At 49.1% G+C, this 13,956-nt stretch carries 12 protein-coding genes; 3 read left to right on the top strand and 9 right to left on the bottom strand.

Features of this window, described 5'->3' with window-relative positions; translation table 11 throughout:
* The first annotated feature begins 148 nt into the window (after positions 1-148).
* Complete coding sequence (locus tag FH974_RS07460) at positions 149-685, top strand: GNAT family N-acetyltransferase (protein WP_047885456.1); 537 nt, start codon at positions 149-151, stop codon at positions 683-685.
* A gap of 121 nt (positions 686-806) precedes the next feature.
* A complete protein-coding gene (locus tag FH974_RS07465) occupies positions 807-1,220 on the top strand; it encodes an NUDIX domain-containing protein (RefSeq protein WP_207103691.1) in 414 nt (137 codons plus the stop codon).
* Between the two features lie 56 nt (positions 1,221-1,276).
* Here FH974_RS07465 and FH974_RS07470 read toward each other — a convergent pair whose 3' ends face one another.
* Positions 1,277-2,869 carry a cytochrome-c peroxidase gene (locus tag FH974_RS07470; RefSeq protein WP_242551865.1) on the bottom strand — a complete coding sequence of 531 codons (1,593 nt, stop codon included), beginning with the start codon at positions 2,867-2,869 and terminating at the stop codon, positions 1,277-1,279.
* 422 nt (positions 2,870-3,291) lie between these two features.
* On the opposite strand from FH974_RS07470, the gene FH974_RS07475 reads away from it, so the two are divergent.
* Entirely contained in the window at positions 3,292-4,674 is a 1,383-nt protein-coding gene (locus FH974_RS07475; protein ID WP_207103631.1) for an FAD-binding oxidoreductase, read from the top strand.
* A gap of 198 nt (positions 4,675-4,872) precedes the next feature.
* Here FH974_RS07475 and dgcA read toward each other — a convergent pair whose 3' ends face one another.
* The 8 genes from dgcA to FH974_RS07515 form a co-directional block, all read right to left on the bottom strand.
* Positions 4,873-5,844: an N-acetyl-D-Glu racemase DgcA gene (gene dgcA / locus FH974_RS07480; protein WP_207103632.1), complete on the bottom strand. Its 972-nt coding sequence runs from the start codon at positions 5,842-5,844 to the stop codon at positions 4,873-4,875.
* Positions 5,841-6,953, bottom strand: coding sequence for an N-acetyltransferase DgcN (gene dgcN / locus FH974_RS07485; RefSeq protein WP_207103633.1), 1,113 nt, complete (start codon positions 6,951-6,953; stop codon positions 5,841-5,843). Before dgcN ends, dgcA begins: the two co-directional genes overlap by 4 nt.
* A 191-nt stretch (positions 6,954-7,144) precedes the next feature.
* On the bottom strand, positions 7,145-8,071 hold the full coding sequence (locus tag FH974_RS07490; RefSeq protein WP_207103634.1) for a LysR family transcriptional regulator: 927 nt from the start codon (positions 8,069-8,071) through the stop codon (positions 7,145-7,147).
* A gap of 371 nt (positions 8,072-8,442) precedes the next feature.
* A complete protein-coding gene (locus FH974_RS07495; protein ID WP_207103635.1) occupies positions 8,443-8,913 on the bottom strand; it encodes a hypothetical protein in 471 nt (156 codons plus the stop codon).
* 380 nt (positions 8,914-9,293) lie between these two features.
* Positions 9,294-10,013 (bottom strand): DUF3581 domain-containing protein, encoded by a 720-nt coding sequence (locus tag FH974_RS07500; protein ID WP_047885387.1) that lies wholly within the window; start codon positions 10,011-10,013, stop codon positions 9,294-9,296.
* An 873-nt stretch (positions 10,014-10,886) separates the two neighbouring features.
* Complete coding sequence (locus tag FH974_RS07505; RefSeq protein ID WP_047885388.1) at positions 10,887-12,671, bottom strand: bifunctional molybdopterin-guanine dinucleotide biosynthesis adaptor protein MobB/molybdopterin molybdotransferase MoeA; 1,785 nt, start codon at positions 12,669-12,671, stop codon at positions 10,887-10,889.
* On the bottom strand, positions 12,668-13,255 hold the full coding sequence (gene mobA, locus FH974_RS07510) for a molybdenum cofactor guanylyltransferase MobA (RefSeq protein ID WP_047885389.1): 588 nt from the start codon (positions 13,253-13,255) through the stop codon (positions 12,668-12,670). The genes FH974_RS07505 and mobA overlap by 4 nt, the downstream gene beginning before the upstream one ends.
* Positions 13,242-13,946: an ATP-binding cassette domain-containing protein gene (locus FH974_RS07515; RefSeq protein ID WP_047885390.1), complete on the bottom strand. Its 705-nt coding sequence runs from the start codon at positions 13,944-13,946 to the stop codon at positions 13,242-13,244. Before FH974_RS07515 ends, mobA begins: the two co-directional genes overlap by 14 nt.
* Positions 13,947-13,956 lie beyond the last annotated feature (10 nt).

A 13,956-nucleotide genomic window follows, 5' to 3' on the forward strand; every position in this document is an offset into this window, starting at 1 on the left:
CGAGCCGACACTGAATGTGTCGGCTTTTTTATTTTCAGAAATCTGTTACCTGAAGATGTATTCAGGGCAAATAGCATCTTGTGTCACATCGGGTTTGTGCTATTAGTGAAAGTCTGTGATGAACGAAGAGAGCCTGAGGGAGATGGGTATGCGACCGGAAAGTGAACCACAACCCGTGATTGAGACTGAGCGATTAGTGTTAAGGCCGTTTCTGCTGACTGATTGTAATCGGATTGCAGAGCTGGCAGGCCATCGGTTAATCGCGGAGATGACGGCGAATATTCCTCATCCGTATTTTCCCTCAATGGCGGAGCAATGGGTCAGTTCCCACGATGCTTTATACCGTGCCAATGCGGGGGTAGTGTACGCCATCACGCTAAAAGGGGAAGATTTGATCATTGGTGCCGTGAGTTTTCCGACACTTAAGGATAACTGCGGTTTATTGGGCTACTGGTTGGGCGTGCCGTATTGGGGGCATGGTTATACCACGGAAGCCGCAAAAGGCCTTGTGGCTTATAGTCAATTGCACTTTGGGTTGGAAAAACTGCAAGTCATGCACTTGGTTACGAATGACAGATCGAAATCGGTAATCAGAAAACTGGGTATCCCGTATATTGAAAATCGATTTATTAGGGCAAATGGGTATGAGCGGGAGGTCTGTTATTATGAGGGCCGGCTTAAGTAAGACTGACAGAAATCGTATCGCCAGGCGAGAAGTCAAAGTATGCCCAGTGGTGATCAGATCAGGACGTCGAGGGACCGGCTGTTTTTATCCAGAGAATTCAGGCCAGCAGGATTTTGCTCAAATGAACTCGGCTCTTTCAGTGAATGCGCGTTCAGGTATTGAGCTTTTACTGTTCCGCCATCCTATTGCCGGGGTGCAGCTGGTCAAAGGGACACTTGAGCTCTGGGATGAGTCAATTGAAGCGGCGACAGTCAGAGAACTCGAGGAAGAGTCAGGAATACCAGTAAAAACGATTTCTTCGACCTCAATACTGGGCCAATGGGAAAGCGGTTTTCAAAACCAGCAGTGGCATTTTGTACTTTGTGATGGCGAAGAGAAAGCCTTGCCTGACACATGGTCTCATTACACCCAGGATGATGGCGGACATTGGTTTGAATTTTTCTGGTACGAGCTAGAGGGTGAGCCTCAGTGGAAAGCTCACCCTGTTTTTATTGAAGCCATTTCCCAGATTCGGCAGTTACTGCTCACGTCATAAAAAAGTGAACGCCGGTTACTTACGTACCGGCGTTCGTTTCTAATGAGTTTGCCGCATTAATGCTCCATACGGCTTTCGTCATAAGGTGCAGACTTGTATGGTTTTGGCGACTGTACAATTGAGGTGTCGCTAAGGGTTTTCAGATAGGCCACGATTGCCGCTTCTTCATCGGAAGTCAGTCCGAGATTACCAATTGCTACGCCAATAACACTGGTATCCGGAAACTCAGAGGCAGGCCAGCAGTTGTTGGCTAACGCTTCTGCTTGTGTCTGAACGCCTTCCGGACAACGTGTAATACCAAATCCTTTCGCTGTCGCTCCGTTTACATCCGCACTGTTGTAGAAGTGCACCAATGTTTCCAGGTTTTTGAACCAGCCATTATGCGTATAGGCTTTAGTGAAACCATTGCCTGGCCGCAAGTCGACGTTGCGGAGAGTCGGTGTTTTATGAAGACCTTTATCCCTTTCATCTTCTGTGACGCCATAAAGACCCTCATCAGGCTCGGGTGAGCCGGGTAGCTCATAATTCCGGGGCACCCCAATATTATGGAAAGCGTCGTCGGTATAACGTTGGTGAAGTAGTGTGCCGTCAGTATCGACATCCTGGTTGCTACGGTGGCAAATTGCGGCACAACCGGCTTTACCATAAAACAATTCGTGGCCTTCATTTTCCTGTTCAGTTAATCCATTTAGCGGGAAAGTTCGGCTTTCAGTGGCTAATAACGCTTTGTCACGTTTGGAGTCATAGGGGTTGTTTTCAGAAGAAAGCTGCCATGCGCTCAATGCGATCGCGAAGCGGGCAAAAACCGTATCCAGTTTGTTTTTGTCGCTACAATCTAGTGGTTCATCCCAGGCATATTCATACAATTCATTCCCCCAGGCCGATTTAGCCACTTGTTCACAGACCAGCTTGATATCTTCCAGTCGTGTCTCTGGTTTACCTTCCCCAATACCTTGCTCTACATGGTTAATGAAAGGACTGGCAAAGGCCTGATCAGCAACAGGGCCGAGATACTTTTCATACATTCTCTTAAATTCGGACACTTTGGCATTTTCAGAGAAGCTGAAAGCATTGGCTTTTGAATCTTCAATTTCGTGACCGGAAGCACGACCATTCCAGAATGCGCCACCACAAGTAAAGAATAGAGTGATTGGCCCCCTGGGAGTATTTAAGACTGAATTACAGCCGTTGATCTGAAAGTTTTTTAAACCAACGACATCACCGTTTTCATCCATGTGCTGGACATATTTGTTTGTGGGTGGTTTTAGACCACCTGCATTTTTGACACCGGGAGGCGTGTCATTGTTATCACCGTTAGGGTCTGCACCAGTGACGGCAACCTGTTTAAGGTTAACACCGGAGTGCTGGTTTGTACCGCCAGCGGGTGGATAGTGACACGACGAACAGGACTGGCGCTTAGGTTCGGAAATATTTTCAAAAAATAGCCGCTTACCTAATTCTTCAAGATACGTCATTTCAGACGAACTTTTGTTAGTGGCAGCAGGGGTACTTTTGCTCGGCTTGGCCTCTGCATGAGGTATCAGCATTAAGGGCAAGAGTGCGAGAGAAAGGGCTGAGAGTTTAAGCAGTGGCCGGGAAGGTAAAATTGCACTGCTCTTGTCAAATAGAGTTCCAATGTGACTTTTCATTATTTCTACCTCTGAATGGATTATTCAGTGCACCTGCGGTTCGATCTTTGCCGATTCTCAACAGGTACAAGCCAACATCTGTAGCAGTACAACTATATAGTCAGGGTGGAAACACGGATTCTCAAAAATAATAAGAGTCATAATTGATAAACAATTGACTCAAAAATATACAAAAAACGATGATATAAAAGTGCTGCATCACCACGATAAGAACACAGTATTATTTATAACTAACAGAGGGTTACTTTACAGGCCGGGGGATGTAGTCAGAATGCTGTATACTTATTTGGTTATTTCTAGAACAATGAAATCGCTTCAAGTTTCCTTTTTCTGATGTTTTAAAATTTTCTCCATCTTTTCAATGGATTGCCTAATGATAAGTGCAGGCTTATTTTTTTACCGCCTGCTATCGGGGTAATGTTATGTTAGATGCGAAAGTTGTAGAAGAATTTAGACAGGCACTACGGGGTGAACTAGTCACACGTGACGATCCGGCTTATGAAGAAACACGTAAGCTATACAATGGCATGATAGATAAAAAGCCATTATTGATTGCCCGGTGTGTGGATGTTGCCGACGTCATAAACGCGGTGAACTTCGGACGTGACAATCAACTGCTGACGGCTGTTCGAGGTGGTGGCCATAATGGCCCCGGGCTTGGCAGCTGCGATGACGGCTTGGTCATTGATTTGTCGTGTATGAAAGGGGTACATGTTAATCCGGAACACAGAACGGTTACGGTATCACCCGGCTGTACGCAGGGCGACGTCGACCATGCGGCACATGCATTTGGTCTGGCGGTTCCGGCGGGCATTGTCTCATCCACCGGGGTGGCAGGTTTAACGCTGGGGGGCGGACACGGCTATTTGTCTCGGCAATACGGACTGACTATTGATAGTTTGTTGGAAGTCGATGTGGTGTTAGCTGACGGGCGATTTGTGACCGCCAATGCTGAGCAGAACGACGATCTCTTCTGGGCGATACGGGGAGGCGGCGGTAATTTCGGTGTTGTGACCCGGTTTATGTATCAGGCGCATCCGGTCGATCAGGTATACGGCGGCCCGATTTTCTGGGATGCCTCTGATGCCAAAACATTGATGAAATGGTATCGCGATTTTCTGCCTCGAACTCCCCGCGAACTTTGTACTGTATTAGGTATGAAAACCGTCCCTTCAACGGCACCTTTCCCGGAACCTATCTGGGGGCGTAAAATTTGTGCCTTAATCCTTTGTTACAACGGTAATGAAGCGGACGCGACCGCGGCATTGCAAGAAGTCGAGGAAGCGCTGCCAGAACCTATTTTCCGCCATACCGGTATGATGCCGTTCACGTTCTTGCAAAGCCTGTTCGACCCGTTGTTACCACCGGGATTGCAAATGTACTGGAAAGGTGACTTCTTTGATGAACTGACAGATGAAGCCATTGAAGTACATCTTGAACATGCTGCCAAAGCCCCCAGCGAACTGTCACTGATGCACTTATATCCTATCGATGGCGCGGTGCATGAGGTGGGCAGCGATAACATGGCGTGGAGTTTCCGGAATGCGACATGGTCAATGGTGATTGCCGGGATATCACCGGATCCGACTCAGGCAGAAGATCTGAAGAACTGGGGACGGGCGTATTGGAAAGCCCTGCACCCTTATTCGTTAGGTGGGGCATACATTAATTTTATGATGGAAGAAGGCGATGAAAGGATTCGCGCAACTTACGGTCAAAATCATCAGCGGTTGGTGGAAGTGAAGCGTAAGTATGATCCGAATAACTTTTTCCGGGTTAATCAGAACATTAATCCTGATGGTTAAGGTCAGCCGAAAACTCGCTGTTGGTCAGGATGTTGGTCTATATGTTGTTCAATAAATTGACCGATTTGTCGAAACACTATCGCGCATAAACTGAACCGCCTCCGGATTGTGCCCGAGGCGGTTTTTTATGTTTGGGGCTGAAAGTATCTTTTGGTTTTAAAGATGCTCAAGTCAGCCAAAAATGCAGTCAGCCAGAACTCAGTCAGTGTTCATTGGGCCAGTTAATATCATCCCATTCTGGTAGCGTAACCCCCTCGGGCGATCGTAGCCCAGTAATACGGGGCCGTCTAAATCCACAATAGATGCGCGACTGGCCAGTGGCAGTGCCATCTCCATGGCTAAAGATGTCCCCACCATGCAACCCACCATAATATCGAAACCTGCCGCTCTGGCGGTTTGTTCCAGTTTCAGTGCTTCGGTCAGGCCTCCGGTTTTATCCAGTTTGATGTTGACCATTTCAAAACATCCGTTAAGCGCTGCGATGTCCTGCGAGGTATGGCAGCTCTCGTCAGCACAGAGCGGAATCGGATGAGGAATGCTTTTTAATAGTGAGGACTGTTCGGCCGGAACCGGCTGTTCGATCATCTTGATGTCCAGTGGCGCCAATGCATCAAACAACGGGGATAATGGCAGATCGCCCCACGCTTCATTGGCATCGAGAATCAGCGGAATGTCTGGTACCGCTTTACGGATGGCACTTACACGCTCGATAATCGCTTCAGCATCAAGCTTAATTTTGAGCAATGTTGCCCCGTTCACGGCCAGTTCTGCTGCCTGACCGGCCATAACGTCAGCTGTGTCGATAGAGACCGTCATCGCCGTGGGTATCGCAGGCGCAATTTCAAACGCGGGAGAGGGAAAGTGGCTCTGCCATTCCAGCCGCCATAACGCACAGTCCAGAGCATTGCGGGCAGCCCCTGCGGGCAGCAATGACTGAAGTTGTTGCCTGTTAAACGTCAGATTGTGGCCTCTGGCTGAGATCTGCTCAATCTGCCTGATGACACTCTCCACACTTTCACCGTAGCGCGGGTAGGGTGTGCATTCAGCACTGGCACAGCGGTTACCCTCATAAAGAGTGACGGTGACGACATCTTGATGAGTACGGGTACCACGTGAGATGGTAAATGGGCGGGCAAACGGAAAACGTTCATGTTGAACGGTAATTTTCATGCGTCACCTGTTTTATTTGGGTTCTCATTTTGGGTGCGGTGTGTGTTGATTTGGGCGCTCATGGCTGGCTTCAATTGTTTGACGATGTCGCTTACGCCAAAACGTACCGGATCCGTGACTGGCAGTTGGTATTTCTGACGCCAGTTCTGACATAACGTAACGGCTTCGTCATGGGATAAGGCAGAGGTATTCAGGCAAATGCCGACAAAATGGGCGTCAGGGTTTGTCAGTTTGGCTGCCGCCAGATTCGCTGCCAGACAGTCAGCAATATCCGGGATCGCCTTGTGAGGTAAATGACGAATATGCTGTCGCCCGACCTCGTGGCACAGTACCAGTGCGTCCGGCTGTGCGCCGTGCAATAAACCCAGACTTACGCCAGCAAACGACGGATTAAATAGTGAGCCTTGTCCTTCAATGATGTCCCAGTCGTGATTGGTAAATGCGGGGCTGATAGCTTCGGCAGCGCCGGAGATAAAGTCGGCAACAACGGCATCGACGGCAATGCCCTTACCGGCGATTAAAATGCCGGTCTGGCCAGTGGCACAGAACTGGGCGGAGAGGCCTTGCTTTCTCATTTCCTGCTCAAGTGCCAATGAAGTGTACATTTTACCCACTGAGCAGTCGGTACCGACGGTTAACAGGCGCAGACCTGAGCGAGGGGTACCCGTACCCACCTGCAGCGGCTCATCATGGTGTCGTACATCAAAGAGCTGGCAGTGATGCTGCGCAGCGGTATCCCTGAGGGTATCGTTATCGCTCAGGCGTTGATGCATACCGGAAGCAAGATGAAAACCCAGCTCCAGCGCCTGCTTCAGCGTAGATAGCCAGTGCTCGGGAATAACGCCACCGGCATTGGCGGTGCCAATGACCAATGTTTTCGCTCCCTGCTTTCGGGCCAGTTCGAGGCTGGTATCTGGCAAGCCGAGTGAAACCGTGTCGCTATTGAGGCGCAGTTGACCTAAACAGGCATCTGGCCGCCACTGGGCAATACCGGCGGCAGTTTTGGCTGAAAGAGGATCAGTCACATCCCCGAGAAAAAGCAGGTAAGGCTGAGGAATGTGAGCCTGCGAGATGTGAGTAATCGTCGATGAAGATGTCAGTCCGTGCATTGTGAATCCTTGTATAGGCAGTCGATAGGGGCTGCTTGATAACGTCGTCACAATACAGTAGTTACAACACACTGATTTATCGAATACTTATCTGTGAGTTAGTCATAACCTGAAGTTATGGCTTTGCCACCATGATAGTGAATGTCAGGTAAACGCTTCACCCGAATGCCCACATTTTTGCCAGATGAATGTCACTGAGTTGATTGTGTTTGCTGGCTCAGAAAGAGCTGAAATTGCCGGGCGGTGTCGGAAATTGGGGTATGTTCAGCTACCAGGCACGTCAGTGAGACGGGGATGGCCGGAGAGAGCGTTCTGGTGATGAGTTTTTCGGTAAAATACGACGCAGTCCAGGGATCGACAATGGCTGTCCCCATTCCTTCACCAACCAGCTTTGCGGCAGCCATGTAAGATCGGACGGTGACTTGATGATGATAATCTGGTGCGATGTGTTTGATTGCCTGACTGATCTGAATGCCGAGCGGGTCACGGCTGTCCAGACCGATAATTCGCTCGCCATGCAACACTAGCTCGTCAAGGGATACAGAAGATTCGCCTTCCATTGAGGCGCTGCTGGCTGACACTGAATCGTTGGACACTGACATTGCCGCTGTTGCTGGCAACAAAGCAACCATTTCGGATTCTAATATCACAGTGCCACAGGTCCCTGGCGGAATATCTCGGCCAAAGCTGACAACGACATCAATCTCGTTTTGGAGCAGTGCCTGACAAAGGGCACCCCGGTTATCCGTCGAAAGGTCAACTGAAACCGCTGGGTTCTGGCACAGTTTTTTAATCACAGGGGGAAGGAGAGTGGACGCCAGCACAGGCGGTGCGCCAATGCGTAAATGCTGATGGCCTTTTTGTAATTTGCTGGTTAACGACTGCAAGCTGCCCAATTGTTGATAGACCTTTTCCGCTTCAGGCAATAAGCGCAGCGCGGAATCTGTCGCAATCAATCTGCCTTTGTGACGATGAAACAACGGAAAACCGAGCTGCTGCTCAGTATGCGCAAGAACACGGGTCACATTGGGCTGCGAGACATGAAGTTGTTTTGCGGCACCGGAAATACTGCCCGCTTTCATGATGGCGTAAAACACTTCAATTTGACGTAAGTTCACTTTAACTCCTTATAAAGTCAGCCTGAAAACTATACCGTCAAACTGAATAGGAGGAAATCTTCACTTGTTGAAGGTTGTAGCCAGCGCCTCAGCTCTAGATATTGAGATGTTTAGATTCTCAGATGTTTAAAGACATCAAGACATAGCGAAACAAATACATAGAGACCACTTATTGGGATATGTACTTAGCGTGAGCCACAAAACCTGTTAGGCAGTCAGGCATGGCAACAGGCGATGATGTTGCTGTTGATGTGGTTAATAAAGCAGAGAACAAAGTGGTGAGTGACAAACCGAGATAGGAAAGAAAACAGACGAGAAAGAAATCCGGCTCAGGCGATGCGAAATGGCAGGCCGTGAGCCGGAGACCAAGTTTATTTGTCGGCAACCGGGATCATAATGTGAGCGTAAGGGGTATCTTTCCACATGACATAAGGGCCACCTTTGCTTGGGTCATCGGTCAGACCGGTGAGCATTTCTTTAGGCACTATGATCATCATGTGTGGCCCGGTTTCAACATAGTCTGCTGCTTCTTTGGGAGAGGCATGATAAGGATCAGAATTACTGACACCACCACCGGCATCCCCTTGCAGCATGTACGAAATCCCGATTCGGGTAGGTTTATAATCGGCCTTGCTGGTCAGTGCCCCCATCATTTCCAGCCAGACAGCATCGGCACATATTGGAGCATTGTCGCCGGGCATGGTTTCTGGCATACAAGTCCAGCCATTGGTGCCTTTCACTACTTCTTTGCCGTCAACAATGATAGTGGCATCGTTACTGACAGACGGTGGAGCGGCAGATTTCGCCCGGCCAATTTTATCGGTCATCATATCGTTTGACATGGTACTTTCTTCAGCCATGGCAAGGCTGGTCATACAACAGGCTGATATTACGGCTAAAGCACATAATTTTGCCTTGGTTTGAGTAGCCATGATGATTTCTCCAGATTTATTGCTATTCGTATCATGGATCGATCTGTCATTACTGAATGACAACATAAAGTATAGGGAATAAAGAGAAAGTCGTAGGCCGGAAGAAAGGAGAGGAGAGCTTGTTGCCTGTTTTCAAGGTGTGCAGAGATTTGTCAGGCAGACAATGAAAAACCGGCAGGCAAGGCTACCGGTTTTCTTCAAAAGCTATTTTTTGAGAGGCTTTTTTGCAAGGCGATTTCTATGAAAAGGGTATTCACAAAATCTATTGCTGTAAAAGCCACTTCGTGAGATTAAGCCGCAATTTTTGCGCTAAAGTCCACTTTGCGTTGGTTGAAGCGGTTTACCAGATCATCAATGTCATCCTGACAGTAAGGCTTCAGGCCGCTCATCAGCATGTGTTTACGACCAGTACCCACCACTTCACCGTTTTCCTTGAAGCAGAATTTCAGGGTCACGCTGCCACGTTTACCGTCCACTTCAATATCAGAACCGGTTAGTTCAACCGTTGGCGCAGTCAGATCAAGACGTTCAAAATCCAGTTCCATGCTTTCGTAAATGACCAGCGGACGTACCGGATTAATCATAATGTCTTTCGACTGCATCAGCGGAACCATGATGTGCGGGAAGTTCATTCCTGAAAATTGCACATAGCTTTGGGTAACGTGCTCGATAAGTTCGGCGTCGGTCGTGATGTCTCCGTCACGGGTTACGCGCAGGTATTCTTTACCCGCGTTGTCGACAACCGCAAAATTGTTAAACGAACTGTGCGCTGCTTTTAGTTCAATGCCATCATTAATCATACCCGCGAATTCAAAGCGCATTTTACGGCTGATACCGGCTTTAGCGAGTACCACGGAAAAAAGCAAATCGCCCGGTACACAGAAACGCTTATTGTCTTCATCGTGAATGGGATTGAAATCGCCGGCGATTTTCTTAGCAAAGTGGCTCGCCTGCTCACGGGTAAATGTGTAAACACCATTCTGTTCTGAATAATAGGACTCTAAAAACATACGTAACGTTCTGAAAATTAAAGGAGTTAATCAAACTGTCAGGTATTTTACATGATAAGTTCATGATCAATGGTCTAGCCAGTGGAAAGGCATAAAATCATTGACATTGACCTGCTTGTAGATTAGTGCACCATATCACAGATATGGTAATTGCGCATTAAGGGATATTTTGCGAATTGATAGAAATCATGGATTTCATGAATCGCTGTGAAAAACGAATAATTAATGGGTGCAACACCAGACATAATTATGTAGTATCACCGCCAGACAACAAATACAGACAAATTCTGACAAATAATGCACAAAACTAACAGATTTGTTGTTGTCTTAACAGACAGGTTCTTTATTACCATAAAGTAAGACAGAACAATGGCTAGGGTTGCTTTACATTTACTGAGCTAACAAGTGGTTAGGGTTTTTATAACCGTAACTGCAAATAACCATCTTCTAGACGTGTAGAAGCTCGGGAAAATAAAGCAGCACGGAAGCTGCATATAAAAATATGCCCTCAGTAAACGTTGTTAAACAGCGTTTGCTGAGGGCTTCATTATTTATAGCGTCTGATTATGCTTCGTCTGAGCCAATAATACGCCACGCGGCGTCTTTACAGGCTGCAATTATAGCGGTAAAAGCTTAGAACCTTGGTTGAGTGTTGAACCTGGGTCGAGCGTTTGCCTACTAACAATGCATATCTACTAATACGCCTGCGATGCGAGAGTTAAAACCCAAGGCGGCGGAGGTCAGATAAACTGTCGTCCAGTTCTCTTCTGCGTTACACAAGGCGCTTACCGCCAGACTCTCTTGGATTTGAGCCTCGCAGTAAGAACCTCGTGGACAAAAATCTCGAAGACAAAAGCCTCGTAGATATGCCCCTTACAATCGGTCCGTTAACGGAATAACCCGAACACTTTCGCCCACTTCAATTCCCGGTTGTTCCGGCAGAATCTCTATCAGACAATTCGCTTCACTCATAGACCGCAAAATGCCGGAACCCTGTTTGCCGGTACTGCGAACCACCAGACGCCCATTTGCATCTATAGAGTAAAAACCGCGGCTGTATTCAGTGCGTCCCGGACGGGAGCGTAATGGCTGCTCAGCAATCGCGTTAAAAACCGTTGGCTGCCAGTCGGTCATTCCCTGCATTTTTCGCAGTGCAGGCTCAACAAACTGAAGGAAAGTCACCATCACCGCCACAGGGTTCCCCGGCAGGCCAAAGAAAGGAATGCCCTGAATTTGCCCGAAGGCCAGCGGACGCCCCGGACGCATATTGATTCGCCAGAAATTAATGGCACCAAGTTGGCTGAGCACGGTTTTGATGTAATCGGCATCACCCACGGACACACCGCCAGAAGACAGAATCATATCTGCCTGCTCTGCGGCCTGAAGCAAAGTTGATGTCAGCGTTTCTTCACTGTCTTCGATGATCCCCATGTCAATCACCTCGCAGCCGGCTTTTGTCAGCATGGCTGTCAGGGTGTAGCGATTTGAGTCATAGATGCAGTTTGGCTTCTGGGCTTCGCCCGGTGCCTGAACTTCATCACCGGTTGAGAAAATGGCGACTTTCAGGGGAGGGCGAATGGAGACCGTGTCCAGGCCAAGGGAGGCTATCATCCCCAGTTCAGGGGCGGTGATTTTTGTGCCTGCGGCAACGGCAACCTGGCCCAACGCCAGATCTTCGCCGGCCTGACGCACATTCTGACCTTGGCGAATCGCTCCCATTGTGCGATTAAACGTGACAATGTCACCTGTTTGGCTGGCTTGCTCTCGCATGATGACCGTATCGGCATGCTGCGGAACCGGTGCGCCAGTCATAATCCGCACGGCTTGTCCCGGTTCTAATGGCTGATCAAAACAGTGACCAGCCATGACCTGACCGATAACCTGATAGTGGTCACGATCAAGATCGTCCCCACGGATGGCATAGCCGTCCATCGCTGAGTTGGTATGCTGAGGAACGTTGACAGGAGACAGGATATCTTGTGCGACAATTTGTCCCAATGCTTGCTCAAGCGCAACGGACACCTGCTCTTGCGGGGCTGAAAGTTGGCTCAGAATCTGTTCGATCCCCTGAGCGACAGACAGCATTCCTGAGGCATCAACATTGCTGCAACTCAGCGATTGTGCTGATTCTGACTGGCGTTGGCTGTTTTGGGCAAATTCAGCGACAAAGTCGGTGATTTGGTCGAGATCGTTGATATCCAGTGTCGGCAAATGGGTTTCCACCGGAACATTGGCCGCCACCGCTATGATGTTACTGTCTTCCGGGTGCAGCCATGGCTTGCCGACTTCCTGACGGTGAAGTTCAATTTTTGGGAAGTGCAGTTGCTTGAAGCCTTCCACCAGAATCAGATCAAGCTGGGTTTGATCCAGCTGGGCAATCAGCTGGGGCAAAGTGGCTTCCTCATCGGGCGTTTCAGTAACGATTGCGCGGCGATAGCGGGAAGAAATCAGCATTTGTGCAGCGCCGGCCTTACGTAAGCGGTAGCTGTCTTTGCCTTCTTTATCGATGTCAAAATTATGGTGAGCATGTTTGATTACAGCGACACGGATACCACGCGCGACCAGCTTTGGCAGCATGGCTTCAAGGACTGTGGTTTTACCGGTTCCGCTCCAAGCGGCAAAGCCCAGTAGGGGAAGATTCGCAGTTATCTGAGTCATAGCGCTTGTCCGAATTGTTCGAGTTCTTCTGGGGTATTGAGGTTGATAAAGGCATCAGGCTGATCGCTGAAATCAACGGTGACCATGTTGCATTGGCGGTACAGCAGGATAATTTTTCGGTCGCCGGCGGCAAGAAACTGCTCCAGCTTGGGCAGAATACGGCGATTGAGCAGGGTCACGACCGGCTGAATATGCTCGCCGTCGTGGGCTACTGCAATATCGGTGTCAGCATTACAGGCGCGGCTCATTCTGGCCACCAGATCGACCGGTAACTGCGGGCAGTCACACGGTACGAATCCGATCCACTCACTGTCCGGATACTGGTGCAGGGCAGCGTGCATCCCGCCAAGAGGCCCCGGATAATCCTGAATGTTGTCCCCGAATACGAAACCAAAATGGCTGTAACGTTCCTTGTTACGGTTGGCATTGATAGAGATAGCGGATGTTTGCGGTTTAAGGCGGTCGATCACATGCTCGATTAAGGTACGGCTCGCAAGTGGAATCAGGCCTTTGTCATTGCCGCCCATCCGGCTCGCTTGTCCACCCGCCAGGATCACCCAGCGAGTGTTGTCAGGCGTAGGCATAGTTGTTTTTTTCCCCGTCTACCAGTTGTAATTCTGTGCGTTCGATAAGTTTGGCGTCTGCAATGGTCCACTGACGGCGGCACAAAGCAGTTAACGCATTTTGTTGGTGGCTGGTGATTACCAGACTTGTCCCACGGGATAACAGATCTTTGCAGAGTAACACCATGCGATCAATGGATTCTTGATCCAGACTGGCACTTGATTCATCCATCAGTAAAACTCCCGGATTTAGTATCCAGGCGCGCGCCATGGCGACCCGCTGGCGTTCACCGCCGGACAATACCGAAATGTGTTCGTTGGCCAGGGTTTCTAAACCGACCATGCGCAGGGCATTGATGGCGGTCGATCGGCGTTCGCGGCGATTGCGCAGACTGAATTTCAGTCCGTAACTGACATTGTCCAGTACACTGCCGTCAAACATATAAGGCGTCTGGTGCATGTAAATCACGCCGCTGTGGCTTTGGGCGTAAAACAGACGGTGAAGCCAGCCTTGCTGACTGAGGTTAATAGTCCCGGTCGTGGGTTTCAGCAGGCCGCTTAATACCTTAAGCAGCGTGGTTTTCCCCACACCATTGTCGCCGGTGAGGTAGACGGCATCTTGCGGTCCCAGCGACAATTGCGGGATATGAAAAAGTAGCCGGTCTTTAAATCTGACTGAGAGATCATTGGCCTGAATCGAAAGCTGAGTCATCAATTTCCCT

Origin of the sequence: Photobacterium ganghwense (genome assembly GCF_017329545.1) — a bacterium.
Lineage (GTDB): Bacteria > Pseudomonadota > Gammaproteobacteria > Enterobacterales > Vibrionaceae > Photobacterium > Photobacterium ganghwense.

Coding starts and splice junctions, on each gene's coding strand:
- dgcN (WP_207103633.1), bottom strand. CDS start 6,953: ATGCACGGACTGACATCTTCATCGACGATTACTCACATCTCGCAGGCT.
- FH974_RS07495 (WP_207103635.1), bottom strand. CDS start 8,913: ATGTCAAACGATATGATGACCGATAAAATTGGCCGGGCGAAATCTGCC.
- FH974_RS07475 (WP_207103631.1), top strand. CDS start 3,292: ATGTTAGATGCGAAAGTTGTAGAAGAATTTAGACAGGCACTACGGGGT.
- FH974_RS07515 (WP_047885390.1), bottom strand. CDS start 13,946: ATGACTCAGCTTTCGATTCAGGCCAATGATCTCTCAGTCAGATTTAAA.
- FH974_RS07500 (WP_047885387.1), bottom strand. CDS start 10,013: ATGTTTTTAGAGTCCTATTATTCAGAACAGAATGGTGTTTACACATTT.
- dgcA (WP_207103632.1), bottom strand. CDS start 5,844: ATGAAAATTACCGTTCAACATGAACGTTTTCCGTTTGCCCGCCCATTT.
- mobA (WP_047885389.1), bottom strand. CDS start 13,255: ATGCCTACGCCTGACAACACTCGCTGGGTGATCCTGGCGGGTGGACAA.
- FH974_RS07505 (WP_047885388.1), bottom strand. CDS start 12,671: ATGACTCAGATAACTGCGAATCTTCCCCTACTGGGCTTTGCCGCTTGG.
- FH974_RS07465 (WP_207103691.1), top strand. CDS start 807: ATGAACTCGGCTCTTTCAGTGAATGCGCGTTCAGGTATTGAGCTTTTA.
- FH974_RS07470 (WP_242551865.1), bottom strand. CDS start 2,869: ATGAAAAGTCACATTGGAACTCTATTTGACAAGAGCAGTGCAATTTTA.
- FH974_RS07460 (WP_047885456.1), top strand. CDS start 149: ATGCGACCGGAAAGTGAACCACAACCCGTGATTGAGACTGAGCGATTA.